Source organism: Thermosinus carboxydivorans Nor1, from assembly GCF_000169155.1.
Taxonomy (GTDB): domain Bacteria; phylum Bacillota; class Negativicutes; order Sporomusales; family Thermosinaceae; genus Thermosinus; species Thermosinus carboxydivorans.
The window spans coordinates 1-25,964 of sequence record NZ_AAWL01000020.1; the positions used below are offsets into that span (position 1 = coordinate 1).

A 25,964-nucleotide genomic window follows, 5' to 3' on the forward strand; every position below is an offset into this window, starting at 1 on the left:
AGGGCTCTCTTGGTTACCATCAAAAAATGATGCTATCCATGCAACTAAAACATATTGAAACGCTAGATGAAAGTATTAAAGAATTGGATAAAGAAATAGCAGACCGTATGCGCCCTTTTGAAGAAGCCTTGGAGCTATTAGACACCATACCCGGTGTTAATCGGCGCAATGCAGAAGAAATCATTGCTGAGATTGGAGTAGATATGAGTCGCTTCCCATCCGCGGAGCATCTTTCATCTTGGTCAGGAATGGCTCCAGGGCATAACGAAAGCGCTGATAAGCGAAAATCAGGAAAAACCCGTAAAGGAAACCAACATCTGCGAACAACACTTGTACAATCAGCTCGCTCTGCCGCCCGCCAAAAAGATACTTATCTTGCGTCTCAATACCGTAGAATCTGTTCCCGTCGTGGTTCTAACCGTGCTGCAGTAGCTGTAGGACATAGCATTTTAATAATTGCCTATCATATTCTCAAGAAAAAACAGCCGTACATTGAATTAGGTGCCAACTACTTTGAACAGCGAAGTAAAGATGCTGCAATAAAAAGAGCACTTCAACTTTTACAAAACGCAGGAATTGAAATAAACCTTGAAAATATAGTTGCTTAAGATCAGTTTAAAAGTAAATCCTTCTTTACAAATGCCTACTATAAAAAACCTATAGAGTAGGCCTTGGGATCTCTTTGTCTCTATTCGAAGTAGTTGACATAAATTTTTGAAGTGAGTTTTCGGAGTAGGGTGATAATTATTCGAGCCACCAAGCGCCCGCGCTTTCCCGGTTTAAACCTTTTATTGTCATAGCGACAGGTGCGGTGAAGGCGCTGAAAATAAGTCAATTTTTAAAATAAGTCAAGCCTGACCCCAGTATTTTCTCGATTGCTTCGGCCACGCCGTCTTCGTCGTTGCCGCGGGTAACCGCCTGGGCCACGGCCTTGACGCGCTGGGATGCATTGCCCATGGCCACGCCGAACCCGGCATATTCGAGCATGTCGAGGTCGTTGTACGAGTCGCCAATGGCCATGACCTCGTCGCGGCTAATGCCCAGTTTTTCCGCCAGAAACGCCAACGCCGCTCCCTTGTTTACCGCCGGGTGAACCATTTCCAGATAATTGGGCTTGGACACCACTGCATACAGCCTATCGCCAAACCGAGCCTGCACTTCCTCCTGGATGCGCAGGATATCCGCCGGTTCAGCCATGACCAGCAGCTTGGTCGGCGCACCCGGTAGGCTGTATAGCCTGTCCCCGATTGGCACGGCCTTAACCCCGGCGATTGTTTCATAATAAAGCGCCCGGTCATTCAGTTCAGTCACATACAATACGTCATCCAGGTAAACCTGGATGTACCAGCCCTGCTGGCGGGAAAGCGCCAACACGTCGCGGGCCACATCTTCCGCCAGCGGGCGGTGCAGCAGCACTTCGCCCGACAGGGCGGCCTTGATGAGCGCCCCGTTATAGGTAATAAGCGGCACATCGAGGCCAAGCTGGCGAGCATACGGCAAAGCCGAGCGGTACATGCGCCCGGTCGCCACCGTCACGGTGACGCCCCGCGCCACCGCCTGGGCGATCGCTTCCCGCGCCCGCGCCGATACGGCCAGTGAATTGTCCAGCAACGTGTCGTCCAAATCAACGGCAATTAGTTTAATCGACATAGCCTAAACTCCTCTGCCAAAAATTAACCTTCTATCCTGAATAACAAAACCACAAAAGCCGCGAAGAACGCGAAGGGTCACGTCCGCGACGGTTGTCGCGCTTGAATTTATATAATGGAACCACAGAGGACACGGAGGGGGTATTTTTTAACTTTAGCGCGATGAATATCGCGCTCTCTGCGTTCTCCGCGGTTGAATAACGGTTTTCATGCTTTGTGGTGCCAATTTATTGGCATGATTATCTTTGTGGTTCAATATAGCGAAATAGCAAAAAAGCACCCCGGCCGAGGTGCTTTTTGAGTGCACATTTTTAGCGGTCGTGAATCATTTTCGTCACCGTGTAACTACACACCGTCATGAGCAAAATCCCGGTCAGGGACGCCACCATGCTGGAGATTTGCACGCCGGGCAGTGTTTTCACCACCATTAGCGGCGCAAATATATTGGTGATAAACGTCAGACTCCCCAGCGTGAGCGTATTAAACGGCAGCGATGCCAACGAAACCAACGGACGGATTGCCGCATTGGCAATCCCGACAATGGCCGCTCCCAGCAAGGTGCTGCCTAAGGTATCGATAAAAATACCCGGCAGCTCTACGGTCACGAAAAAGAGCATCACCGCGTTGATGATAATGCGCAGCAAAAAGCCCGACACCGCGCACGCCTCCTTAGCCATTTCCAAGTCCATCTACTATTATATTCTTAACCCGTAGTTTTTGACAATATTTTTCTCCTAACCCATCCCCTTACCGGGTTGCCACAATAACCGTCCCTCTGACAATGTCTGTTGGCGCCGCGCTACACTTCCTTCACTTGCTCAAGCAGCAGCAGCGCTTTTTTCATCTCCAGGCCGCCGCTAAAGCCGGTCAGGCTGCCGTCGGCGCCAATGACGCGATGACAGGGAATGATGATCGGTGTTCGGTTACGGCCCAACGCGCCACCTACCGCCCGCGCCGCCTTGGGCGCGCCAATGGCTTTGGCCACTTCACCATAAGTCCGCACCTCGCCGAAAGCAATGCCGGCCGTAAAACGCAACACCGCCGCCTGAAAGGGCGTGTAGCCCCGCCAGTCAACAGGCACGGCAAACGCCGCCGGATAGCCGCGGAAATACAGTTTGAGCTGACCAGCCAGTTCCGGCAGCAAAGGATGAGCCTCTCCTTCCGTGATATTGCCAGTGGCCAGATCGGCCAGGGCCGCCGCCGCGTCCGGCCGCGGAAAACTGAGCTCCCACAGGCCGCAATCGCTCCACACGGCCGCCATATGGCCCCACTCCGTAATAAAGAGGTTATAAAACTTCGTCATAATCCGCCCCGCCTTACAGGTTGCTGTTGGCCGTCTTCCAGCTCTCTTCCCGGATAAGTTCGAGTACCTGGCGCTTAATCTCCAAGAACACCGGACTGAGTTTAACGTCAAACGTGCGCGGCCGTGGCAGCGGCACTTCGATGCGCTCTTTGATTTTGCCCGGCCGAGCCGTCATTACATAAATGGTATCGCCCAAAAAGACCGCCTCGTCCACGTCGTGGGTAACAAACAGGATGGTCTTGTGCGACTCTTCCCACACGTCAACAAGCAGTTCTTGCATTACGGTGCGCGTTTGGGCGTCCAGCGCGCCAAACGGTTCGTCCATGAGCAGGACCTCGGGATCATTGGCCAATGCCCGGGCGATGGCCACCCGCTGCTTCATGCCGCCGGACAGATTTTGCGGATATGCATTTTCAAAACCTTTGAGACCGATTTTCTCCAGATAGTGGTGAGCAATATCGCGCCGCTCGGCCTTGGGCCGACCGGCCACTTCCAGGCCGAATTCAATGTTTTGCCTGACCGTCAGCCAGGGAAAGAGTGTATACGACTGGAAAACCATGCCGCGGTCGGCGCCCGGCCCCTTAATTTCCCGGCCGTCTAAGAGTACTCGGCCGCTAGACGGTTCTTCCAGTCCGGCGATAATTTTGAGGATGGTTGACTTGCCGCAACCTGACGGGCCCAGGATAGTAATAAATTCGTTGGGACGGACGGCAAAACTGGTGTTGGACAGGGCCGTTACTTCGGTTTTGCCATCGCTAAACACTTTGGATACATCGTCAATTATCAGTTTCGCCGTCATTAGGCGACACCTCCTTTGCGCAGCCAGGGGAACAGCCGGTTGTACAGCCACTTAAACGCCAGGTCGATAATAATGCCGATGACACCGATAATGATGATGCCAACAATGATATGGGAAGTTTTCAGGAAGCGCTGGGACTGCATGATCATATGCCCTAACCCCGAGCTGGCGGCGACGATTTCCGCCACGACCAGGTACGTCCAGGCCCACCCGAAGGTAATCCGCAGAGTGTCGACAATACCCGGCATGCTGGCCGGCAAGATAACCCGCCAGAAAACGCCCCGTTTGGATACGCCCAGCGTGTACGCCGTGTCGATCAGCGCCTGCGACACGTTTTTCGTTACGTCCATGACCATGAGGGTGAGCTGGAAGAAAGTACCGAAGAAAATGACCGCCACCTTTTCGCTTTCGCCGATACCGAGCCACAAGATAAAGAGGGGAATAAACGCCGAGGCCGGCATGTAGCGCAAGAAACCTAGCAGCGGCTCAACAAATGCCTCGAAGACCTTGAGGCTGCCCATGAGGATGCCAAGTGGCACACCAATAATGGCGGCCAGCAAAAAGCCGCCGGTTACCCGCGCCACGCTGGCCAGAATGTCCTTGGTCAGATCAAATTCGGTAAACAGCACCACCGCACTGGCAATAATCTGACCAGGGGTCGGCAAAAACAGGGGAGAAACAAAGCCGCCGTAAGTCAGGACCGACCAGGCGCCCAGCAGCAGGACGAACGAAAGAACTGTGAGCGAAAAGTAGACCGATGCCGGGATATCAGCTTTTGGAACAAAGAGTTTGAGCTTCTGCAACAAAATCACCACCCAAAAATTACTTTCACTGCCGAAAACGCAAACAGCCCGCCAAGCGGGCTGCTGGCATACCTATCCTATTTTAACTTGCTCAGAAAACTTGCGTCAATCATATCCGCCGGGTTCGGCACCTTACTTATTTTCTTTTTGTCAAAGTAGAACTGACCGGCTTTTTTGGTTACGTCATAAATAGGACCGGGTTTGTCCGGGGTGCCGAAGAAGGCCAAGTTCTCCTGCAGCCCATAGAACTTGAGGGTCTGCATGTCGGCACTGATTTCCTCCGGCTTCATCTTGAAGCCGTTGGCGATAATTTTGTAGGCCTCGTCTTTATTGGTCATCATGAAATCGGTCGCTTCCTTAAGCGCCGCTACAAACGCCTGGACTTGGTCCGGATGGGCTTTCACGAAGTCTTCGCGCAGAAAAACAACATCAACGATGACACCAGGCAGATCTTTCGTGCTTACCAGCACTTTGCCGTCCGCCTTGGCGCCTTTGGTCAACCAGGGCTCCCAGGTTACCGCGGCGTCGACTTTGCCAGCCACGAAGGCGGCGCCGGCTTCGCCGGCCGTCATATTGACGATTTTCACATCCTTGTCAGACATGCCTGCTTTATCCAGAACATTGAGCAGGAAGAAATGGCTGGTAGCCGCTTCCGGCAGGGCAATCTCCTTGCCTTTCAGGTCGGCGACGCTGTTAATGCCTTTATTGTTTTTCACCAAAATGCCGTCGGCGCCGTTGGAGGTGTCAAAGGCCCATAAGATTTTGACCGGCACACCGTCGCCCGCCATAGTAACAGAAACGTCAAGGGCGGTTGCCATACCTTGAATCTTATTGGCCATCAGCGCCTGTTTGCGTTCGCCCAGGCCGTCGATGACCTGGATCTCTACATCCAGTCCCTTGTTTTTGAAGAAGCCCTTTTCTTTGGCCACCAGCAGCGGACCGTAGCCGGTAAAGGTCGGCAGGGCGATTTTAATCGGCTCTTTCGCCGCCGGTTGCTGCGCAGCCGGTTTATTGCCAGAGCCGCAGCCGGCGACCAAAACCGCGACCATCACCGCCGCGAGCACTAGCGCTACAATTTTTTTGCTCATTTATAGTGTCCCTCCCTAATATTCTTACTGCATTAATATTCGTGATTACTGCATAATATCCTGCTAAGCAGAAGCTTTTTAAAAAATATTTTCGGCTGCCGCTCCCTGTTACTGCCCGTTTAATTCCCGCAGCGCCGCCAAAAGTTTATCGTTTTGCTCAGGGCTGCCCACCGTGATGCGGACAAAACTCGGCAGCTGCCAGCCATGCCCCGGACGTATAATTATTCCTCGCCGAGCCAGCGCCAGACAAAAGGCCGCGCTGTCCTGCCCGGTATCGGCAAACAAGAAGTTGGTCTGAGAGGGACAAACCTGCCAGCCCCTTTCCGTAAAAGCTTCGGTCAGCCGCTGGCGCTGCTCGGCATTGCGGGCGGCCACTAGGCGGTGAAAGTCCGTATCAGCCAGCGCCGCCAACGCCGCCACGTGGGCCAGAAAGTTGACGTTAAAGGGATTGCGCACCCTATTTATCATGGCCACCAGCTCGGGCCGGGCGATGCCGTAACCGAGCCGGAGCGCCGCCATACCGTAAATCTTAGAAAAAGTGCGGACAGTAACAATATTGGCATGGTTCGGCATGAGAGCCATGCCCGACAGATAGGCCGGGTCGGTGACGAACTCAGCATAGGCCTCGTCAATAAGGACGATAATGTGCTGCGGCAAGCCGGCAACAAAGCGCCGCAGCTCGCTGCCGTCGATCATGATGCCGGTAGGATTATTGGGATTGCACAGGTAGACCAGTTTGGTCCGCGGCGTCACTGCCTGGGCCATTGCCGCCAAATCAATCGCCAGGTCTTGCCGTACCGGGACAAACACGGGCTGGGCCCCGACCAGACGGGTCGCAAAAGCGCAGGTGCCAAAGGTAAGCGCCGGGATTACCGCCTCGTCGCCGGGCGCAAGGTAGGCCTGGGCAATAAGGGTAATCGCCTCGTCGGCGCCGTTAGCAAGAAAAATATAGTCACTGCCGACACCGTAGTGAGCGGCTAATTTGTCTCTTAGCTCCCTGCCTTCCGGGTCGTAGTAAAAGTTGACATAACGAGCAGCCTGCTGCAGGGCCGCAACCACCCGAGGGGAAGGCCCGTAAGGACTTTCGTTAAACGACAGCTTGATGACTTCGTCCAAGCCAAGCAACCGGCGCAATTCCCCCACCGTCCGGTCAGGCAGGTCAGGTGTAAAGGCCCGCAGCTGATGGACCACCGGCCGCGGCTGAATATGAATATCAGTCATGGCGTGACCTCCGTTTTTTACCATAAAATATCTTCCTTCACCGCCGCGACGTCCGCCGTCCCCGTGAGGACCATCGCCGCCCGCAGTTCGCCGGCGAATTTATTCAGGACAGTGGCCACGCCGTCCGCGCCGCCGCCCACGGCGCCAATGGCCAGCGGCCGGCCAATCAGCACGGCGTCAGCTCCCAGGGCCAGCATCTTGAGGATGTCGGCGCCACTGCGGATGCCGCCGTCCACCAGGATCGTGATTCTCCCTTTCACCGTTTCGGCGATATAGGGCAGCACCTGCGCCGTACCGGGCGTATGATCAAGGGCCCGGCCGCCGTGGTTGGAAACGACGATGGCATCGACGCCGGCGGCGCAGCACGCCTCGGCCTCGTCGGGAGTCATGATTCCCTTCACAATAAACGGAATGGATGTATGCTGCTTAATATACGCTAGCTCGTCCTTGGTTTTCGGCCCCACTTTTTGTCCGGCGTTGGTCATATTAATCAAGGCCGCGGCGTCAATATCAATGCCAAACGCCGGCGCCCCGGCCGCCGCGGCCCGTTGAGCCAATTCCACGATTTTGTCCACGTCACGTGGCTTGATGATGGGAATAGCCGGTCCCAGCCCCGCGGCCATCGCCTTAAGACCGGCCTCAAAAACCTCAGGCTTCGGCCCGTCACCAGTCATGCCGATGGTCCCTGCCTGGCGACAACCGGCAACAATGGCGGCGGCATACTCTTCCTCCGTCATGGCGCCGTTCATATTCATGGCGATACCGCCGATCGCCGCGGCAATGACTGGCAGCGACAGGTCAAGCCCCAGAATGCGGCAGGACAGCTTGGGCGTATGCACATTGTGGATAGTGCGCAAATTAAGGCGGAAACCGGCCAGCGCCTCCACATTATTGCGGAAAGCGGCGCCTGAACCCAATCCGCCCATCCCCGGCACTTCGCCGGCGCAGGCTACTCCGTTGCAGATCGGGCAGACGCGGCAGGCGCCGCGGAATTTCTCCCGTGCTTGTGCTTTCAACGTATGCCAATCCATCGCGAAACCTCCAATCCCAAAATAACCAGTAGCAAAGATTTTAGAAATTTCGCGGTCTGCCTGCCAAAGTCCTGCCGGATGTATGAAATTGATCCAAACTGCTCATTCTAATGGCAGAAAAACAACAACAAACCTTACAATAAGGTAGGGGGACAAATGCTATGACACTCATGGACAAAGTAAACTCCGTTACCCGGGCCACCACCCAGGTCATGTTTGACAAAGAGCCTGCCAACTACCTGGAAGCAGGCAGCATGTACGGCATCATCGCGCAGGGCCGGTATAATCTGGCCGTCCTCAGCGTACTGTATAACCACGCCCAGGATCGGGAACTGAAAGAACTCATTAAAGAAGCGATGAGCGACCTGACCAAACTGACTATCGAACGCTGCGAAGCGCTTATGCAGGCAGGCGGCGCCGCTGTTCCCACCTTTGACTGGGCGGAGCGCCGGCTGCACGACCATATGGACATCCCGGCCGACGCCCGCTTAACCGACGCGGAGATCGCCGCCACGATCGGCACGCTGGCCAAAGGGGCTCAGATGGCCTGCTTGTTGGCCCTGCATCAATCCTACCAGTTGGAAATCGGCATTATGTTCCGCGAGCGCCTTGACGCCGGTCTGGACTGGAACTATCGGCTGCTGCAGCTCATGCTGAAACGCGGCTGGCTTCCCCATCTCGCCAAAATCACTCACTAACCGCCAACCACCCCAACACTCCTCTCACCGCCGGGACTCGTATCCCGGTCTTTTTTTGCGGCGCCAGATCAAATAAGTAAGGCCCTAGTAATTTGCTAGGGCCTTAGCCATCTCACAGAACCGCACATACGGGCCTCGTATACGACTCCTGATAAACCTCACCATTGCCGGCGAGCGTAGCCATCACAACCCCGGCAACAAACAACACCATGTGGGTCTCATAGCGCTTGATGACAAAATAAATTACGGCGACGACAATAAGGGCTCCTACAGCTACCACTATATTTGTTCCTCTTGTCCTCTTGCTTTTAAGTTCCATAAAAAGCGCTTTGCGCCAAGTCGACTACCAGGGACTGCAGCCCCTTTTCCTGGACATAGGCCGCACCGGCGGCAGTGGTAATAACCGTGCTGCCTTGCCCGCAAACATAGCCGTTCACCATAATAACCTTACCGTTTACGATGGCCATAAAGGCCTGCTGTCTAGTCAGGTCAAGCACGGTAATGTCGGCGTCGGCGCCAGGCCGGAAATGCCCTTTGTTCATGAGACCCAAAATACGGGCCGGGTTATAACTGGTTTTCTGGACAAACTCTTTCAGCGTCAGCGCCTTTAGTTTGACAAGGGACAAACCCATTTCCACAATAACATTGCGGGGAATGCCGCCGCCGTCGGTGCTGATGGCGTCGACAACAAAACGGCCGTCAGGGCGCTTAGCGGTGGCCAGCCGCAGCCGCGGCTCAGGCGGGTTGACATTAAAGCTGACGGTGGTGTCGGTCCCTTTTTGCCGCCAGTACGCTACCGCTTCAGATCCGGTAGCCAGCACCACTTCGCCGCCCGCTTCCATGTTGATTTGGGCCCAGCCGGACAATATAGCCTCCTCAAGTCCTTGTTCCGTCGGCGCAAAGCCACCGGCCTCAAGACATTTCCGGGTTTGCAGGCTTTCCGGCACTCCTTGCGAGCACTTGGCACTGGTACCGTTGAGCGGCGAAAGATACGACTCGCAGCGGATGGTGGGGTTAGCAATCAAGGCGGCAATCGCTTCTTCTGCTTCCTGCATCCAGGGCCGGATCACTCCCCGGGTGTAACTGTTAATATGGGCAATATGCAGCGCCTTGCCTTGCGCCAGTTCGATCGCTTCGTGAAACCCTTCAATATTGGAACCTTTATTCAAAGTACCGCAGTGGAAGGCAATATAAGCCTTATTTTGATTGGCTACTTCGATGGCCCGGGCAGTAGCTTCGGGCGTCAGCGGGTAGTGACCGCCGAGCAGTTTAAGGCCAATAGCGCCCTTTTTTAGTGACCTGTCCAGCAGGTCCTGCAGTTCAGCCGTGCTGGGATTGGTGTCCTTCACCGTGTACCCGGGCCGCACATATTCAATGGTGGCGACATTCAGACCCACCCCGTAGTCGCGGGCCAGCTCGAGGACACTGTCTACCGGTCCTGCCATATCCAAGGTGGTCGTAACCCCCGCCTTAGCCAGCATCTTGTGGCCAAATTTGCCGCCAATCCAGGCCGATATGTGAGTATGCAGGTCGATGATGCCGGGTACAACATGATAGCCACTTAATTCGATGACTTCCTGGGCCAAAGTAGGAGCAATATCCGGCGCAATCTCCGCAATTTTACCGTCCTTGATGGCAACGTCCGCGACCCCTTCGCGGTCGGTGGCATAGTCAACAACTATACCGTTTTTTAAAAGTACGTCATAGCGATAAGCCATTTCCTTCCCCTCCCGTGGCCTAAATGACCATTATTTGCCAATGATCCTGCAGGCTATCCGAACCAGCATTTCGACCAGCTGGCTGATAGTCTTGGTGAATTCCGATTATACAGGTCCCAGCCATAACAGTTCATCTGAATAATCCCTTATTTTTCAAAAGTCCCCTTTACTACCGCCTTATACTCACTAACCATACAGCGTCCCTTAGCAAATACATGACGGATATATAAATCCTTGTCCAGTACTACTATATCGGCGTCGTATCCGGCTTGAATTTTTCCCTTGTTAGGCAATTTTAAGGATCTCGCTGGATTGACGGTAATAAACTTCAGCGCATCTTCCAAAGGCAATATGCCTGTTTTAACTATATTGCGAAGAGCTTCGTAAGTACTACGGGGCGACGCGGCGATCAGACCTATTAACTCCCCTTTTTCATTAAACGCAGGCATACTGCCATTCCCATCCGAACTCATAGTAATCCTATCAAGGGGAACTCCAGCCTCGATACATAACTTGACCGCTTCCGGCGGTTGAACACGCTGCGGAGCTACTGCCGGACTACTGGTTGTTATATCCAGCATGCCTCCTGCTTTAGCAAACTTAATGCCTTCCATCAACAATTCTTTATTTTTATTGAGGTGAGTTGGCGTAAACTGAGTTATGGGGATCTCGGTTTGGGCAGCAATGTCAAAAAGCCAATCCAATTTGCGCTTTCCATCCCCTACGTGCAGATGAAGAACGCCTGCTTTGCCAGAAAGCATACCTCCCACCCTCGCCTCAGCCGCCAGACGGGCAAGTTCCTGTAAAGTCGGCTGCGAGGAACGGTGGTCCACTATTGCAATTTTGCCGCCAATTACCTTGTCAATAAGAACTATGTCTGAACGAAGACTGCCGGTAAGGGTAGGATTGGGGATAGAATAAGCCCCCGAATAAATCCAGGAAGATATCCCTTCTTCTTCAAGCCCTCTCGCTTTGGCCAGTAACGCTTCCATGTGCCGTGTCACATTATCTGTCCCCAACGTGCCAATAACAGTAGTAATCCCCGCGGTGGTCAGGTCAGTCAACATAATTTCAGGCGTTCTGGTAGCAAACCCCCCTTCCCCTCCCCCGCCAATAAGGTGGACATGCTGGTCAATAAACCCTGGAACAACGTAACAGCCCTGGACATCATAAACTTCCGTCTCTCCATAGGCTGGACAAGGGTCAATCTTATCAGCGATGCGAACAACCGTTTTGCCAACGAATAGTACATCTTTAACACCCATATCGTGTGGTGCAAAAACGTGCCCGTTTTTTAAGATTCTAATCATGTTATCCTCCTTTCACAAAAAAAAGAAGCATACCCTGCCGCATTCATAAAATAACTTAAGGTGTAATACATTAGCTATTTATTGACGACAGTCTTAGTGTCAAGCTCACAGCGCTAAGAATGGCCGCCCTTTTATCGCCCAGCCGCTAAAAGTCTGGTTCGACTCTCCCTCCGTTTTATGCTACCCTGAAGCACCGATAACATTAAAACTAGGAAATATTTGGTTAAATATCCATTTTCATTTTTTGTGGTGCCGCTTCATTGGCATGATTATCTTTATGTTGCCCATTTATTATCGTAAGCATCTTAGGCGTGTTCACTTGAGAGGGCGCGACGCACAACTTCTTGGGCAAGTAGCAGCGTAGGATCAATTTTGTCAAAGTTGCCGGCAATATGGGCAAACAGCAGTGGTATTTCCGTGCAACCGGCAATGAAGGCAATGACGCCGTTTTGGCTATAGTCTGTCATGAACTGTCGGAGAGCGTCTAAATAGGGATTTTCGTTAATTGTACCAGCCTTTACAGCATCGATGGCCTGGGAAATGATTTGCTGCTCTTGGGCGGTGGGCACCAAAATCTCCATACCCCTTGCAGCAAAACGCTGCTGGTAAAGCCCGACCTTCACCGTAGCTGCCGTGGCTAGCAGCATGATCGGGGAAACGGCTGCGTGGGGATATTTGTCGGCAATATAATCGACCGTAAGGTCAATCATATTGATAAGGGGAATGTTGATTGCTTGCTGGATGTCGTTATACCAGTAATGCGCTGTGTTACACGGCATAGCGATAAAATCCGCGCCGGCCTGTTCCAAAAAAACTGCGGAACGGATCAATTCCGAGCGAGGGCTTTCGGCATGTTGTAAAATAGCGTCAATACGAGAGGGAATCTGGGGATTGTTATAGATAATTATGGGAATATGTTCCTGATCACTACGGGCTGGAGTGTTCTGAATGATCTTGATAAATAAGTCAGCTGTCGCCATCGGGCCCATGCCCCCAAGTATACCTACGGTACGCATTGATATCATCACCTCGTGCTTTTTACTTTTATTTTTATCTTATCGAAAAAAAGCCACGAAAGGAAGTCAAATTATTTGAGGAATTTTCATAATTCCAAACGAAGTTATCAACAGCCACAATATATAGTCAGCCCACTGGCTCAATAGCTTGCCGGGCGAACGTAAAAAAAAAAAGCGCCACGCAGGCGCTTTTTTTACGCTAAATAACTATTTTTTCTCGAACATATCCTTGCCGACACCGCAGGTGGGACACACCCAATCGTCGGGGATGTCCTCGAATTTTGTGCCGGGGGCGATGCCATGGTCGGGGTCGCCGGCCGCCTCATCGTATACATAGCCGCACACCGTGCATTCCCATTTGTTCATACTAATCACTCCTCAACAAATATTTATAGGTATATTCTACCGTTATTAGCCATTTTAGGCAATAAAAATTAAAATAATTATTAAGAAATAATTCAATTTTAATTAATCTTTTTGTCGCCGGCGTCCCATCCCGGCAATCGGCAAATGCGAATATTCCAAGAAAACGCGGCGCCGACGGGTATAGTATAAAATGCGAAAATAGTAAAAAACTAACTTCACGGAGGTGAGCTGCATGAGCTTCAAAGACTTGTCCTCAGCTGAGAAGAAGAGCAAAGAAAAACAGTGTTCAACTGAGTTTTCCAAAGAACTATCGCCGAAAGAATGCGAAAAAAGCTCCAGTTCTTCCAAGTAACGACAAAAACACCCTGGACCCGTTCACCGGGTCCAGGGTGTTTCTTTGCTACCAGCGCCGGCTGGAGCCGCCGCCTCCGCCGGAACCGCCGCCGAAGCCTCCACCGCCTCCGCCGCCTCCGCCGCGGCGGAAGAGCAAGGCCAAAATGAGATAAGTAATCTGGCCGCCGAAAAAGAGCCAATCAATAACAAAGAGCAGCAGCATCCCAGCAGCAAACAGGACTTTTACCCACCACGGCAGCGTATCCCACCAGGAGCTGGCGCTGGCGCGCTGCTTAGGCGCCGGCTTGGCCTCGGTCTTAAGTTCCAGGTTATATTCTTTCGCCACCTCGCCGACCAAGGCCAGGTAGCCGTTTAAAATGCCTTTATCATAGTCGCCCCGCTGAAAATAAGGAATCATGTATTCGTCCTGGATGCGCCCCGTTTTCGCGTCAGGCAGCGCGCCCTCCAGGCCGTAGCCCACTTCGATGCGCGACTGCCGGTCGCCGATCGCCACCAGCACGACAACGCCGTTATTCAGCGTTTTATCGCCAACGCCCCACCGCCGCAGAATTTCGAGGGCATAGTCTTCAATCGACGCGCCCTGCAGCGATTTGACGGTAACGACGACGACCTGAGCCTTTGTCTTGGCCGCCAACTGGCTGCCAAGACTGTTGATGCGCGCCTTGGTTTCGGCAGACACGACACCGGCGTAATCCTGGATATAGATGCTCGATGTCGGAGCGGGCGGGATTTGCGGCTGGGCCCAGGCTACGGCAGCAATCAGAAGGTAAATGCCCAGTACCAGCCAGGCCAGCCTTTTGGTCATTTTTCTATCCCTCGCTTTTCACCTTCCGCTTCCCGTGCAGGTCTAAAACTGTACTTTCGGAACTTGTTTGGCGCCCTCTTCGGCCTTGAAATATTCCTTAGGCCCGAAGCCCAGCATGCCGGCAAAGATGCTGGTGGGGAAAGAACGGATCTTGGTATTGTACGCCTGCACGGCGTCGTTGTAGTCTTTTCGGGCCACAGCGATGCGGTTTTCCGTGCCGGACAGTTCATCCATCAGCGCCCGGAAATTTTTATCCGCTTTCAGATTGGGGTAGTTTTCCGCGATGACCAGCAGCCGGCTCAGCGCATTGTTCAGCTCGGCGTTGGCCTGGGCTTTGGCCGCCGGCCCCTGGGCGCCGGCCAGTTTCGCCCGCGCGTCCGCGACAGCCGCAATGGCCTGTTGCTCATGCGCCGCGTAACCCTTGACCGTGTTAACCAGATTTGGTATCAGATCGGCCCGGCGCTGCAGCTGGTTTTCAATCTGGCTCCATTTGCCGTTAACGGTTTCATTTAAGCTGACCAGTCCGTTGTAACTGGAAATGCCCATAATCGCCAGTATTACCACCAGAGCAATGACAATCAACGCCGTTTTGTTCATGTTAAGTTACCTCCTCCTTTGTGTGCAGTATTGTTTTATGGTATCCACTATTATTTTACTACTAACCTGAACCTTTTGCCAATATAACGAAGAGAGACGGTCGCCCGACCGTCCCTACAAAAAAATGGGCAAGAGCCCGCAATGATCTACGCTACAGCCAATGCCGATCATTACATACCTATACGCAATCTTTCGACTACGCACAAGCATTACACAACCGACACTGACCTTTGCTCGACTACCAGGGATACCTGCCGAACCTACTGCAATCTCCCGACTGCAATAGACCCATCTTAACGGTCTTCCGGATAGACCCTCCGGAACCCCTGACAGTCTTAGCTCGACCGCCACACATCCCTTTTGACCATACGACAACAGTTGGGCTGCCGCACAGCCTTACAAGACATATGGCGATCTGCCCGCCGACTAATGCCGAGCCTTGCGACCCGACACCAATCTTTGGCCGACCAATGCCGAACCCCACTTGAGATCCGACACCGGTCTTGGCTCGACCATTACGAACCCTTGCAGTCATATTATTACCCGGATTACAACCGTCATTCATGGTAATTTATACCATTAATTGGTCCTAGAAAATGGCAATCGGAAAGCAGAAACCGCGGAGATAATCATGCCATAAATTGGCACCGCAAAGCATGAAAACTGTTATTCAACCACGGAGAATGCAGAGGTGCGATATTCATCGTGCGAAGAATTGAATAAAAAATTTTCTCCGCGTCCTCTGCGGTTCTATAAAATATCATCTTCCGCGACAACTGTCGCGCACGTTGCCCTTTGCGTGCTTGGTGTCCTTAGCGGTTTTATTGCCTTAATTTTGCGAGGTCTTCCGGGGTATTGATATTGTCAAGCGTTTTCAGCTGCGGGTCAAACCGGCGCAGTTCAGCGGCGCTGATCTGCCGCAATCTGACCTTGGCGTAAAAGTTGAGCACGCGGTAATTTCCGTCGTGCAGCAGCTGCTCGATGAAGCTGAGGCAGTTTTGATGGTAGACGGCATGGAGCGGATGATAATAGCCGTCGATAAACGGCACAGCCGCGTCAAACCCTTGCGCCGCCGCGGCCATATACGCCACGGCCTCAGTTGAGAGAAAGGGCATGTCGCAGGCGACAACAAAATTGTAGGCGGTAGCCGACGCCTTCAGCCCGGCGTGCATGCCGGCCAGCGGCCCGCACTGCGGGTACTGGTCCGGCACGACAGTCACGTCCGGCACAAGAATTTCCCGCCGAATATTGCTGACGACGATTAAATGGTCACACACCGGCGCCAGCCTCGCCAGCACGGTATGCAAAAGGTCGCTGCCGCTAAACGGCAGGGTGGCCTTGTCCCGGCCCATGCGGGTACTAAGCCCGCCGGCCAACACGATACCAGTAAGTTTCATTGGCATTACTCCCCGGGTTTTCTGCGAAAAAATTGATACACGGCCTCGGCGGCCGGGCGGGTCATGCCCGGTACGGCGGCCAGCTCTTCCACTTCGGCGGCCTTGATTTTGGCCAGGCTGCCGAAGTGATCCCAAAGAGCTTTGCGCCGCTTGGCGCCAATGCCGGGAATATGGTCCAGCACCGACACCATATTGCGCTTCGACCTTAGTTTTCGGTGATAGGTAATGGCGAAACGGTGCGCTTCGTCGCGGATGCGCTGCACCAAATATAAAGCCTGGGAATGGCGCGGCAGAATAACCGGGTCGCTCTCGCCTTCCCGGAAAATGTGCTCGAATTCCTTGGCCAGACCGACAACCGGGATGTCATGCAGCCCCAGGCCGCGGATGACCTCCAGGGCGGCACTCAGCTGTCCCTTGCCGCCGTCGATAATGATCAGGTCAGGCAGCGGTCCTTGGGCAGCGTCGCGGTACCGACGGCCCACCACTTCCTGCATGGATTTAAAGTCATCGGGCTTGCCTTCCACCGTCCGCAGCTTGTAGCGGCGGTAGTCGTCCTTTTTCGGGCGCCCCCCTTCGAACACCACCATGGAAGCCACCGTTTCCGCTCCCTGAATGTGAGAAATGTCAAAACACTCGATGCGCTCCGGCGGCGACGCCAGGTCGAGGTACTCGCCCAATTCCAGCACGGCGCCAGCGGTGGCGTCGGCGCTGGCCTGGATTTTGGCCGCCTGCTCCTCCAGCACGGTGGCAGCATTGTCGGCGGCCATCGTAACCAAGTCTTTCTTGGTACCCCGCTGCGGAGTCGCCACTTCCACTCGGCTCCCTTTTATACTAGTTAACCAGTCAGCCAGTAAATCCTGCTCGGCCAGCGCCAGGGGCAGTAAAATTTCCCGGGGAATAAAGGTGGCCTGGCTATAATACTGCTTCATAAATGCCGCGAGCACCTCGGCGTCGTCTTCGTCGTCGCTGCCGGTGAGCAGGAAAGTGGTCACGGCCGACCATCTTGCCGCTGCGGATGAAAAAGACCTGCACGCAGGTGCCGACCGCCGACCGGGCGAGGCCAATGACGTCCTGGTCGCCGCTACCGGTAACGATGTTCTGTTTTTCCCTTACCTTTTCCACCGCCGCCAATTGGTCGCGCAGCTGGGCCGCCTGTTCAAACTCCAGATTTTCCGCCGCTTCCTCCATCCGGCGCCTTAGCTCTTTGACCACGTCATCGCTGCGCCCTTCGAGAAACAGGCACACGGCCTTAATCATGGACCGGTACTGGTCTTCATCCACCCGGCCGCTGCAAGGCGCCAGGCAGCGCTTGATGTGGTGCTGCAGACAGGGCCGACGCTCATCCAGCCGGCGGCAGCTACGCAAGGGAAACAGCTTGCGCAGCAGGGCCAGCGTCTCGTGGACGGCGCCCGCGCTGGTATAGGGGCCGAAGTAACGGGCCCCGTCCTTCTGCACCTTGCGGGTGGCGTACACCCGCGGATAGGCCTCGTTGACGGTCACTTTGATATAGGGATAGCTCTTGTCGTCTTTCAGGCTGATGTTGTATTTGGGACGATGCTTTTTGATCAGGTTGCACTCTAAAATAAGGGCCTCGATCTCCGAGGCGGTGACGATATATTCAAGGTCGGCAATGCGAGCCACCATGGCCCGCACCTTCGGCGAATGGTTGCGGCTGGCCTGAAAATACGAGCGGACCCGGTTTTTCAGGTTGACCGCCTTGCCGACATAAATAATGCGTTTGTTGGCGTCCTTCATCAGGTAAACGCCCGGTTTGTCAGGCAGGTGGGCCAGCTTCTGCTCCAGGTCGGACGCTCCGTCACATGGCTGATGAGATTCCGTCATATCAATCATCCCTCTAAACTCTAATCCCCTTGGCCAGCACCGGCCGCAAAAACTGTCCCGTGTAGGACGTCGGCACGTTGGCTACTTCCTCCGGCGTGCCCTGGGCGACGATGGTGCCGCCACGGACGCCGCCTTCGGGGCCGAGGTCGATAATATAGTCGGCTGTTTTAATGACATCGAGGTTATGTTCAATCACGACGACAGTGTCGCCCGCGTCCACCAGCCGCTGCAGCACGTCGAGCAGGCGGTGGATATCGGCGGTGTGCAGACCGGTCGTCGGCTCGTCCAGGATATACAGCGTCTTGCCATTGCTGCGGCGGGCCAGTTCGGTCGCCAGCTTGACCCGCTGGGCCTCGCCGCCGGACAGAGTGGTCGCCGGCTGGCCCAGTTTAATGTACCCCAGGCCGACATCCTGCAAAATCTGCAGCTTGCGGTGGATTTTGGGGATATTCTGGAAAAATTCCACCGCCTCGTCCACCACCATGTCGAGGACCTGGGCGATATTTTTCCCTTTGTACTTTACTTCCAGCGTCTCCCGGTTATAGCGCGCCCCCTTGCATACCTCGCAGGGCACATACACGTCAGGCAAAAAGTGCATCTCGATCTTGATAATGCCGTCGCCGCGGCAGGCCTCACAGCGGCCGCCCTTGACGTTGAAACTGAATCGCCCCGGCTTATAACCGCGCATCTTGGCTTCCGGCGTCTGGCTGAAGACCTCGCGGATGGCGTCAAACAGGCTGGTGTAGGTCGCCGGGTTGGATCGGGGCGTCCGGCCGATCGGCGACTGATCAATATCGATGATTTTATCAATAAATTCAATGCCGCGGATGTCGTCATGCTCACCCGGCCGTAGGCGGCTGCCGTTTAGCCGGCTGGCCAGTCCCTTGTACAAAATTTCGTTAACCAGCGTACTCTTGCCCGAGCCGGAAACGCCGGTCACAACCGTGAACAAGCCTAAGGGGAAGCGTACCGTAAGGTTTTTCAGGTTGTTCTCACGGGCGCCAACGACCTCGATCCATTTGCCGTTGGGCTGGCGACGCTGCGCCGGCACGGGAATGAACTTGCGGCCGCTTAAGTACGCGCCGGTAATTGATCCTTCGCAAGCCTTAATAACCTCCACCGGTCCCTGGGCTACGACCTGACCGCCGCCAGCGCCCGCTCCCGGCCCGATGTCGATGATATGGTCGGCGGCATACATGGTATCCTCGTCATGCTCAACTACCAAAAGCGTATTGCCCATGTCGCGCAGCCGCTTGAGGGTAGCCAACAGGCGGTTGTTATCGCGCTGGTGCAGGCCGATGCTGGGTTCGTCGAGAATGTACAACACCCCGACCAGGCCGGAGCCGATCTGGGTCGCCAGCCTGATGCGCTGGGCCTCGCCGCCGGAGAGCGTCCCCGCCGCCCGGTCCAGGGTCAGATAGTCTAGCCCGACATTAATGAGAAAGCCCAACCGGGCATTGATTTCCTTCAAAATCTGGCGGGCAATGGTGCGCTCGCGCTCCGTCAGGTCGAGGGACTGCAGAAATTCCTGACATTCGGCTACCGTCAGCCGCGTTACCTCATAAATATTTTTGCCGCCCACCTTGACGGCCAACGCCTCGGGCTTGAGGCGCGCCCCCTTGCACGTCGGGCAAGGCTTGGCGCTCATAAACTCCTCGATCTCCTCCCGTACGCTGTCTGACGTAGCCTCGCGGTACCGGCGGTTCAGCAGCGGAATAACGCCCTCGAACATGGCGTGATAGGTCTTTTCCTCGCCGTACATATTTTCATACGTAAAGGTGTAGCGCTTCTCGCCGCCGCCCCACAGAATAAGGCGTTTCATTTCCTCCGGCAGACTATCCCAGGTATCATAAAGGGAATAGCCATGATGCTCTAGAACCGCTTCCAGCTGGCACATAAAATAGGAGTTGACGTTTTTGCTGAGGGCGGCGATCGCCCCGTCAATAAGGGCCTTACTGCCGTCGGGAACGACCAGGGTCGGATCAATCTCCATGTTATTGCCCAGGCCGGTGCAATCAGGGCAGGCGCCATAGGGACTGTTAAACGAAAACATACGCGGCGCGATCTCCGGCAGGCTGATACCGCAGTCCGGACAGGCGAAGTTTTGACTGAAAACCAATTCCTTGTCGCCGACCACGTCGACAATCACCAGTCCGCCGCTCAAATTCAGCGCCACCTCCAGCGAATCGGCCAGCCGCTGGCTAATGCCGTCGCGGATGACAATGCGGTCCACCACGGCTTCAATAGTATGCTTCTTATTTTTCTCCAGCCTAATCTCATCGGTCACGTCCATAACCTGACCGTCGACGCGCACGCGGACAAAGCCGTTCTTGCGAATATCTTCAAGCACCTTCTGGTGCTCGCCTTTTTTGCCGCGCACCACGGGGGCGAGAATAATCAGCCGGGCGCCTTCGCCCAAAGCCACCAGCTGGTCAACCATTTGTTCCACCGTCTGCTGGCTGATGGGCCTTTCGCATTTGGGGCAAAACGCCCGCCCCGCCCGAGCAAAGAGCAGACGCAAGTAGTCGTAGATTTCCGTCACCGTGCCCACCGTCGAGCGCGGGTTGCGGCTGGTCGTCTTTTGGTCGATGGAAATGGCCGGCGACAAGCCCTCAATATAGTCCACGTCCGGCTTGTCCATCTGGCCGAGGAATTGGCGGGCGTAGGCCGACAACGACTCCACATAGCGCCGCTGGCCCTCGGCGTAGATGGTGTCAAAGGCCAGCGACGACTTGCCCGACCCGCTCAAGCCGGTAATCACCACCAACTTGTCGCGGGGAATTTCCAGATCTATGTTTTTCAGATTATGCTGTCTTGCTCCCTTGACAATAATACAGTTCTTCATTTCTCCTCCAGCAAAAGTTAAACCGCTAAGATAATCATGCCAATAAATCGGCACCACAAAGCATAAAAACCGATGTTTAACCACGGAGGACACAGAGGCGCGATATCCATCGCGCTAGATTAAAAAATATCCCCTCCGCGTCCTCTGCGGTTCTATAAAATATCACCTTCCGCGACAACTGTCGCGCGCGTAGCCCTTTGCATTCTTTGCGCCCTTCGCGGTTTTACGCTTTTCAGGCGCGATATTTATCGCGCGCTTTCGCGGTTATTTTCTCCGCGTCCTCCGCAGCTGTCCCATTTTCCCTTTTTCCTTTTCCTCTTTCCCCTTTTTACTTTCTCCTTCAGCCAGGCGCTGTTTGAGTTCGATGAGCATGTCGCGCAGCTCGGCCGCCCGCTCGAACTCGAGGTTTTTCGCCGCCTGCCGCATCTGTTTCTCGAGGTTGGCGGCGAGGTCCAACATCTCGGTCCGAGTCATGCCAGCCAGGCGGTCGGCTTTATATTCTGCCGGCGTTTCGGCGACTTTCGTCGTTTCAATGAGTTCCTTGACCCGTTTGCGCACCGTCTGGGGCGTGATGCCGTGCGCCTCGTTATACGCCTGTTGGATGGCGCGGCGGCGGTTGGTCTCGTCAATGGCCCGCCGCATCGAATCGGTAATGGTATCGGCATACATGATGACCTTACCGTGGACATTGCGCGCCGCCCGGCCGATAGTCTGGATCAGCGAGGTCTCGGAGCGCAGAAAGCCCTCCTTGTCCGCGTCGAGGATGGCGACCAGCGACACCTCAGGCAGGTCGAGCCCTTCCCGCAGCAAATTGATGCCGACCAGCACGTCAAACGCGCCGGCCCGCAGGTCGCGAATAATATCGGCCCGCTCAATGGTGGCGATTTCCGAATGCAAATAGCGCACCCGCACCCCCATCTCGCGCAAAAACTCGGTTAAGTCCTCGGCCATCTTCTTGGTCAGCGTCGTCACCAGCACCCGTTCGTTGGCGGCGGCGCGGGCCTTGATCTCGCCCAGCAAATCGTCCATCTGCCCCTTGATCGGCCGCACCTCAACTTCCGGGTCGACCAGGCCGGTCGGCCGGATGATCTGCTGCACCACCCGCGTACTTGTCTTTAGTTCGTACGGGCCGGGCGTGGCCGACACATAAATAACCTGATTAATCCGCTGCACGAACTCGTCAAAGGTCAGCGGTCGGTTGTCATACGCCGACGGCAGGCGAAAACCATGCTCGACCAGCATATCCTTGCGCGATTTATCGCCATTATACATGGCCCGCACCTGCGGCAGCGTCACATGCGATTCGTCAATCACCAGCAGGAAATCGTCGGGAAAATAGTCAAGCAGCGTATAGGGCGCCTCGCCCGGCTTGCGGCCGGTAATATGGCGCGAATAGTTCTCAATACCCGAGCAGTACCCCATCTCCAGCATCATTTCCATATCGTAGCGGGTACGCTGCTCCAGCCGCTGGGCCTCGAGCAGCTTGCCGGCGGCGCGCAGCTCGGCCAGCCGCTCTTCCAGTTCCTTCTCAATATCGGCGATGGCCCGCAGCATGTTCTCCCGGGTGGTGACATAGTGGGACGCCGGATAGATGGCAATATGCTTGCGCTCGGCCAAAATCTCGCCGGTCAGGGTATCAATTTCCAGAATGCGCTCCACTTCGTCGCCAAACAGTTCGACCCGCACGGCCTGCTCGCCGTAGGCGGCCGGAAAAATCTCGATAACATCGCCGCGGACGCGGAATTTGCCCCGGGTAAAGTTGACATCGTTGCGCTCGTACTGAATCTCTACCAGTTTGCGCAGGATTTCGTCGCGGTCGCGGACTTGGCCCTGCCGCAGCGACAGCACCAAGCCGCGGTATTCGTCCGGCGAACCTAAGCCGTAAATGCACGATACACTGGCGACAATGATAACGTCGCGCCGTTCGAACAGGGCGCTGGTCGCCGAGTGGCGCAGTTTATCGATTTCGTCGTTAATCGACGCGTCTTTTTCAATGTAAGTATCGGTTTGGGGAATGTACGCCTCCGGCTGGTAGTAGTCGTAGTAGCTAACAAAATATTCGACGGCGTTATGGGGAAAAAACTCTTTAAACTCGCTGGCCAGCTGGGCGGCCAGCGTTTTGTTGTGGGCGATGACCAGCGTCGGTTTCTGCACCTTTTCGATGGTTTTGGCAATCGTGAACGTTTTGCCGGTACCGGTGGCACCCAGCAGAACCTGAGCCCGTTCGCCCCGGAAAATGCCTTCGGCCAGTGCTTCGATGGCCTGGGGCTGGTCACCGGTTGGCACAAACGGCGCCACGACCTGAAAGGGGATGCCCCCTTCCTGATAAGTTGTTCGCAGTTTCGGCACAATTGCCATGCTATCACATCCAAAAATCAATAATAATTATCCACTAGAAACAATTATAGCATAACCGCGCAAAAATTTACAGGCGGTCAATTACCGACCCACCTTGCGTTTCAGCCAGTCCCACAGGCCGTAACGGTCGGTGGTCATGACCACATACTGCTGTTCATAGCCCTCGGGAACGAGGATGACGCCCAGGCGGCGCTCGCCGGGGAAAAAGCGGGCCAGGCGCCGCATCGTCCGGCCGTCGCGGTAAAACTCCAGCTCAAATTCAGGGGGCGCAGCATTAATCGCATAGGCCAGCTCATAGCCGCTGTTTACCGGCAGGCCGGCCAGGGAAAGGAGTATATCGCCGGGCCGCAGCCCGATTTTGCGGGCTGGCGTGTCCAAGACAGTATCGAGCACCATTACGCCATACTCGGGCGGCACATAGCGCGGCCGGCCGCTCAGTTCGCGGCGGTTGTCAAGCTGAATTAAGAGCTCGTGGCCGGCCGGCGAGGCAATAGCGGCAACCGGTTGGAGCCAGGCAAACTTGGCCGACAAGAGCGCCAGTCCCAGCAAGCCGACGCTGTATAGCGCAAGGTGAAAGGCCGACAAACGGCGCCGCCTGGCCGGCGGATTGGATACGGCCACGTCGGCGTAGCCGAGGGCCGCCACCACTGGCATCATCGCGTAAACCCAGCGGTGCCCTTCCGGCGGCTCCACGCCGAGGGGAAGCAGCGGCCACCAGTCCGGCATCTTAATAACCCCTCCTGGCAGGTCGCCGCCGGGTACGGCGACCGCGGCCAGCAGCACCAGCGGCAGCGGCCAGAAATTCTGCAGGTTGAACGCCCCTACCAGCCGCCCGTCGTCGCGGCGAATAATAAGGGGAACGGCGCTATAGCGGCTGCTGATAAAAATAAGGACGCTTTCGGTAATATGCAAAACGGCCACCAGGGCCAGCACCTGCGGTACATTGACCTGGGGCCAGCCAAAAAGCACGTTAGCCAGCGCCACCAGGCCGCCGGCATAGGCGAAGCACAAAAAGCGCATGTTGATCATCGCCAGCGCAATGGCCAGCGGCCAAATATAATTCAGCCCCAACTGGTTGAGCGTCACCCCGACAAGGGTAAGCAAAAAACTGCCCAACACCCCGCCGACGGCGCCGTACACGGCCGCCAGCACAATCTGTTGCCGCAGCGAATAGCCGTAGACGCCGAACAGCCGCAGCTGAGTGCGCTGCAACTGCCAGTATTGGAAGCCGACCATCGCTAAAATCAGCCAAAACATGGGTTCAAACAAAACACTGATCGCCCCGCGCACGATCAGGAGCATAATGTCCTGCCACGGAAACACGACCAAGCCCCCTTTCACTTTACACTACCTTTATTATAGAACACAAGCGCCGGGAATGATACTGACCGGCACAAACAATAGCAAAAAGCGGCGGAGCCAATACCCGCCGCTGCCCGTCTACAGCTTGCTCTTCAAAATCTCAATCGCTTTCTCCAATTGAATGTCCTTTTGGCCCGGCTGCCGCGGCTCCGGCACTTCCACCTTCACGTCCGGTTCAATGCCCACGCCGTTGATCGACCGCCCGTTGGGCGTCAGATATTTGGCGATGGTCAGCTTGATGGCGGTGCCGTTATCCAGCCGCATAATGGTCTGCACCGAGCCTTTGCCGTAGGTTTTCGTGCCGACCAGGATACCGGCCCCGGTGTCCTGAATGGCGCCGGCCACGATTTCGGAAGCACTGGCACTGCCACCGTTAACCAGGACGACGACCGGATACTTCACGGCCTCGAGGTTGGACGAATGGGTTTCCCGCCGTCCGTCGCGCGTCACCACCGATACCACCGGCCCCTTCGGTACAAATTTATTGGCGACCTTGACGCTTTCTTCCAATAATCCGCCCGGGTTATCGCGCAGGTCCAAAATAACGGCCTTCATACCTTCCTTTTCCAGTTCCTGGTACTTGCGGTTTAAATCGGCGCCGGTGCTTTCATTGAACATGGAAATCCGGATGTAGCCAATCTTATCGGGCAGCATCTTGCCCTCCACGGTGCGGATTTGAATATTCGAGCGGGTCAGGGTGTAGTCTTTCACTTCCTGGGTGGACGGCCGGCGGATGGTCAGGGTCACTTGACTGCCTTCCGGGCCGCGGATTTTATTGACCGCTTCGTCGAGTGCCAGATCCTTGGTATCCTGGCCGTCAATCTTGAGGATTTGGTCACCGCTCTTAATACCGGCCTTCTCGCCCGGCGTGCCCTCAATCGGCGACACCACCGTCAGCACCTTGTCCTTCACCCCGATAACAATGCCGACGCCGCCGAAAGACCCTTCGGTCTCAATCATAAACTCCTTGTACATCTTAGCGTCCAGGTAGACGGAATGGGGGTCGCCCAGCGCATTAACCATGCCCTTGATGGCTCCGGTCATGAGGGTTTCCATCGGCACGTCTTCAATATAGCGCGCTTTGACGATTTGCAAGGCCCGGAAAAAATTCAGGGTACTGACCACGTCGGCTGAGCCGGCGTTGAGCAGGTAAAGAAAGCCGCCTGCGGTTAAAACAAAGGTGGCCACCACGAGCAGGATGGCCCCAATAAATAGCTTGCGCCGATTCGGCAAAACACACACCACCTATTCGATTGCTCACAAACCCAATTACCTTTAACTATATGCAGTCACAAGGCAAGATATGCAATAGTGAGTATTGGAACCACAAAAGCCGCGAAATGGAACCACAGAGGACGCGGAGGATATTTTTTACTTTAGCGCGATGAATATCGCACTCTCT

The 25,964-nt window shown here is 55.1% G+C and carries 23 protein-coding genes and 1 pseudogene; 2 read left to right on the forward strand and 22 right to left on the reverse strand.

From position 1 onward, the window contains the following. A partial coding sequence (locus TCARDRAFT_RS11320; RefSeq protein WP_007290130.1) for an IS110 family transposase occupies positions 1-608 on the forward strand: 608 nt, incomplete at its 5' end. 223 nt (positions 609-831) lie between these two features. Here the strand turns inward: TCARDRAFT_RS11320 and TCARDRAFT_RS11325 are convergent. The 8 genes from TCARDRAFT_RS11325 to TCARDRAFT_RS11360 form a co-directional block, all read right to left on the reverse strand. Then, positions 832-1,650, reverse strand: coding sequence for a Cof-type HAD-IIB family hydrolase (locus TCARDRAFT_RS11325; RefSeq protein WP_007290131.1), 819 nt, complete (start codon positions 1,648-1,650; stop codon positions 832-834). Between the two features lie 310 nt (positions 1,651-1,960). Beyond that, positions 1,961-2,305, reverse strand: a complete 345-nt coding sequence (locus TCARDRAFT_RS11330) for a phage holin family protein (RefSeq protein ID WP_040683372.1) — start codon at positions 2,303-2,305, stop codon at positions 1,961-1,963. Between the two features lie 143 nt (positions 2,306-2,448). Beyond that, positions 2,449-2,952: a methylated-DNA--[protein]-cysteine S-methyltransferase gene (locus TCARDRAFT_RS11335; protein ID WP_007290133.1), complete on the reverse strand. Its 504-nt coding sequence runs from the start codon at positions 2,950-2,952 to the stop codon at positions 2,449-2,451. A 13-nt stretch (positions 2,953-2,965) separates the two neighbouring features. Next, complete coding sequence (locus tag TCARDRAFT_RS11340) at positions 2,966-3,751, reverse strand: ABC transporter ATP-binding protein (RefSeq protein ID WP_007290134.1); 786 nt, start codon at positions 3,749-3,751, stop codon at positions 2,966-2,968. Beyond that, positions 3,751-4,563, reverse strand: a complete 813-nt coding sequence (locus TCARDRAFT_RS11345) for an ABC transporter permease (protein ID WP_408643053.1) — start codon at positions 4,561-4,563, stop codon at positions 3,751-3,753. Before TCARDRAFT_RS11345 ends, TCARDRAFT_RS11340 begins: the two co-directional genes overlap by 1 nt. A 68-nt stretch (positions 4,564-4,631) precedes the next feature. After that, the gene (locus TCARDRAFT_RS11350) at positions 4,632-5,642 is read right to left on the reverse strand and encodes an ABC transporter substrate-binding protein (protein WP_007290136.1); all 1,011 of its coding nucleotides are present in this window, start codon (positions 5,640-5,642) and stop codon (positions 4,632-4,634) included. Between the two features lie 108 nt (positions 5,643-5,750). Then, entirely contained in the window at positions 5,751-6,863 is a 1,113-nt protein-coding gene (gene hisC / locus TCARDRAFT_RS11355; RefSeq protein WP_007290137.1) for a histidinol-phosphate transaminase, read from the reverse strand. Positions 6,864-6,880: 17 nt separating this feature from the next. Beyond that, entirely contained in the window at positions 6,881-7,894 is a 1,014-nt protein-coding gene (locus TCARDRAFT_RS11360) for an alpha-hydroxy-acid oxidizing protein (RefSeq protein ID WP_007290138.1), read from the reverse strand. 161 nt (positions 7,895-8,055) lie between these two features. On the opposite strand from TCARDRAFT_RS11360, the gene TCARDRAFT_RS11365 reads away from it, so the two are divergent. Beyond that, positions 8,056-8,592: a DUF3231 family protein gene (locus tag TCARDRAFT_RS11365; RefSeq protein WP_007290139.1), complete on the forward strand. Its 537-nt coding sequence runs from the start codon at positions 8,056-8,058 to the stop codon at positions 8,590-8,592. Positions 8,593-8,704: 112 nt separating this feature from the next. Here TCARDRAFT_RS11365 and TCARDRAFT_RS15565 read toward each other — a convergent pair whose 3' ends face one another. The 14 genes and pseudogenes from TCARDRAFT_RS15565 to TCARDRAFT_RS11430 all read right to left on the reverse strand — a co-directional run bounded on the left by TCARDRAFT_RS15565 (position 8,705) and on the right by TCARDRAFT_RS11430 (position 25,795). Then, the gene (locus tag TCARDRAFT_RS15565) at positions 8,705-8,872 is read right to left on the reverse strand and encodes a hypothetical protein (RefSeq protein ID WP_156784691.1); all 168 of its coding nucleotides are present in this window, start codon (positions 8,870-8,872) and stop codon (positions 8,705-8,707) included. A gap of 28 nt (positions 8,873-8,900) precedes the next feature. After that, a complete protein-coding gene (locus TCARDRAFT_RS11370; RefSeq protein WP_007290140.1) occupies positions 8,901-10,310 on the reverse strand; it encodes a dihydroorotase in 1,410 nt (469 codons plus the stop codon). A 146-nt stretch (positions 10,311-10,456) separates the two neighbouring features. Then, on the reverse strand, positions 10,457-11,620 hold the full coding sequence (gene iadA / locus TCARDRAFT_RS11375) for a beta-aspartyl-peptidase (RefSeq protein ID WP_007290141.1): 1,164 nt from the start codon (positions 11,618-11,620) through the stop codon (positions 10,457-10,459). 305 nt (positions 11,621-11,925) lie between these two features. Continuing rightward, the gene (gene cuyB / locus TCARDRAFT_RS11380; protein WP_007290142.1) at positions 11,926-12,636 is read right to left on the reverse strand and encodes a cysteate racemase; all 711 of its coding nucleotides are present in this window, start codon (positions 12,634-12,636) and stop codon (positions 11,926-11,928) included. A gap of 207 nt (positions 12,637-12,843) precedes the next feature. Beyond that, positions 12,844-13,002: a rubredoxin gene (rd, locus tag TCARDRAFT_RS11385; protein ID WP_007290143.1), complete on the reverse strand. Its 159-nt coding sequence runs from the start codon at positions 13,000-13,002 to the stop codon at positions 12,844-12,846. A gap of 102 nt (positions 13,003-13,104) precedes the next feature. Beyond that, positions 13,105-13,350 (reverse strand): hypothetical protein, encoded by a 246-nt coding sequence (locus TCARDRAFT_RS11390; RefSeq protein ID WP_007290170.1) that lies wholly within the window; start codon positions 13,348-13,350, stop codon positions 13,105-13,107. Between the two features lie 52 nt (positions 13,351-13,402). Next, positions 13,403-14,161, reverse strand: a complete 759-nt coding sequence (locus TCARDRAFT_RS11395; protein WP_007290144.1) for a TPM domain-containing protein — start codon at positions 14,159-14,161, stop codon at positions 13,403-13,405. 42 nt (positions 14,162-14,203) lie between these two features. Further along, a complete protein-coding gene (locus tag TCARDRAFT_RS11400; RefSeq protein WP_007290145.1) occupies positions 14,204-14,758 on the reverse strand; it encodes a LemA family protein in 555 nt (184 codons plus the stop codon). Between the two features lie 821 nt (positions 14,759-15,579). Next, the gene (gene mobA, locus TCARDRAFT_RS11405) at positions 15,580-16,155 is read right to left on the reverse strand and encodes a molybdenum cofactor guanylyltransferase (RefSeq protein WP_007290146.1); all 576 of its coding nucleotides are present in this window, start codon (positions 16,153-16,155) and stop codon (positions 15,580-15,582) included. Positions 16,156-16,160: 5 nt separating this feature from the next. Then, positions 16,161-17,997, reverse strand: a pseudogene (uvrC, locus tag TCARDRAFT_RS11410) (excinuclease ABC subunit UvrC). 13 nt (positions 17,998-18,010) lie between these two features. Further along, entirely contained in the window at positions 18,011-20,842 is a 2,832-nt protein-coding gene (uvrA, locus tag TCARDRAFT_RS11415) for an excinuclease ABC subunit UvrA (protein WP_007290149.1), read from the reverse strand. Between the two features lie 264 nt (positions 20,843-21,106). Beyond that, positions 21,107-23,200: an excinuclease ABC subunit UvrB gene (gene uvrB, locus TCARDRAFT_RS11420; protein WP_007290150.1), complete on the reverse strand. Its 2,094-nt coding sequence runs from the start codon at positions 23,198-23,200 to the stop codon at positions 21,107-21,109. A gap of 81 nt (positions 23,201-23,281) precedes the next feature. Then, positions 23,282-24,523 carry a PDZ domain-containing protein gene (locus TCARDRAFT_RS11425; protein ID WP_007290151.1) on the reverse strand — a complete coding sequence of 414 codons (1,242 nt, stop codon included), beginning with the start codon at positions 24,521-24,523 and terminating at the stop codon, positions 23,282-23,284. A gap of 117 nt (positions 24,524-24,640) precedes the next feature. Further along, positions 24,641-25,795, reverse strand: a complete 1,155-nt coding sequence (locus TCARDRAFT_RS11430) for a S41 family peptidase (protein WP_007290152.1) — start codon at positions 25,793-25,795, stop codon at positions 24,641-24,643. Positions 25,796-25,964 lie beyond the last annotated feature (169 nt).

What these genes read in the sequence shown, in the direction of transcription:
- TCARDRAFT_RS11325 (WP_007290131.1), bottom strand. Translation starts at nt 1,650, where the DNA reads ATGTCGATTAAACTAATTGCCGTTGATTTGGACGACACGTTGCTGGAC.
- TCARDRAFT_RS11335 (WP_007290133.1), bottom strand. Translation starts at nt 2,952, where the DNA reads ATGACGAAGTTTTATAACCTCTTTATTACGGAGTGGGGCCATATGGCG.
- TCARDRAFT_RS11340 (WP_007290134.1), bottom strand. Translation starts at nt 3,751, where the DNA reads ATGACGGCGAAACTGATAATTGACGATGTATCCAAAGTGTTTAGCGAT.
- TCARDRAFT_RS11350 (WP_007290136.1), bottom strand. Translation starts at nt 5,642, where the DNA reads ATGAGCAAAAAAATTGTAGCGCTAGTGCTCGCGGCGGTGATGGTCGCG.
- hisC (WP_007290137.1), bottom strand. Translation starts at nt 6,863, where the DNA reads ATGACTGATATTCATATTCAGCCGCGGCCGGTGGTCCATCAGCTGCGG.
- TCARDRAFT_RS11360 (WP_007290138.1), bottom strand. Translation starts at nt 7,894, where the DNA reads ATGGATTGGCATACGTTGAAAGCACAAGCACGGGAGAAATTCCGCGGC.
- TCARDRAFT_RS11365 (WP_007290139.1), top strand. Translation starts at nt 8,056, where the DNA reads ATGACACTCATGGACAAAGTAAACTCCGTTACCCGGGCCACCACCCAG.
- TCARDRAFT_RS11370 (WP_007290140.1), bottom strand. Translation starts at nt 10,310, where the DNA reads ATGGCTTATCGCTATGACGTACTTTTAAAAAACGGTATAGTTGTTGAC.
- iadA (WP_007290141.1), bottom strand. Translation starts at nt 11,620, where the DNA reads ATGATTAGAATCTTAAAAAACGGGCACGTTTTTGCACCACACGATATG.
- cuyB (WP_007290142.1), bottom strand. Translation starts at nt 12,636, where the DNA reads ATGCGTACCGTAGGTATACTTGGGGGCATGGGCCCGATGGCGACAGCT.
- rd (WP_007290143.1), bottom strand. Translation starts at nt 13,002, where the DNA reads ATGAACAAATGGGAATGCACGGTGTGCGGCTATGTATACGATGAGGCG.
- TCARDRAFT_RS11395 (WP_007290144.1), bottom strand. Translation starts at nt 14,161, where the DNA reads ATGACCAAAAGGCTGGCCTGGCTGGTACTGGGCATTTACCTTCTGATT.
- TCARDRAFT_RS11400 (WP_007290145.1), bottom strand. Translation starts at nt 14,758, where the DNA reads ATGAACAAAACGGCGTTGATTGTCATTGCTCTGGTGGTAATACTGGCG.
- mobA (WP_007290146.1), bottom strand. Translation starts at nt 16,155, where the DNA reads ATGAAACTTACTGGTATCGTGTTGGCCGGCGGGCTTAGTACCCGCATG.
- uvrA (WP_007290149.1), bottom strand. Translation starts at nt 20,842, where the DNA reads ATGAAGAACTGTATTATTGTCAAGGGAGCAAGACAGCATAATCTGAAA.
- uvrB (WP_007290150.1), bottom strand. Translation starts at nt 23,200, where the DNA reads ATGGCAATTGTGCCGAAACTGCGAACAACTTATCAGGAAGGGGGCATC.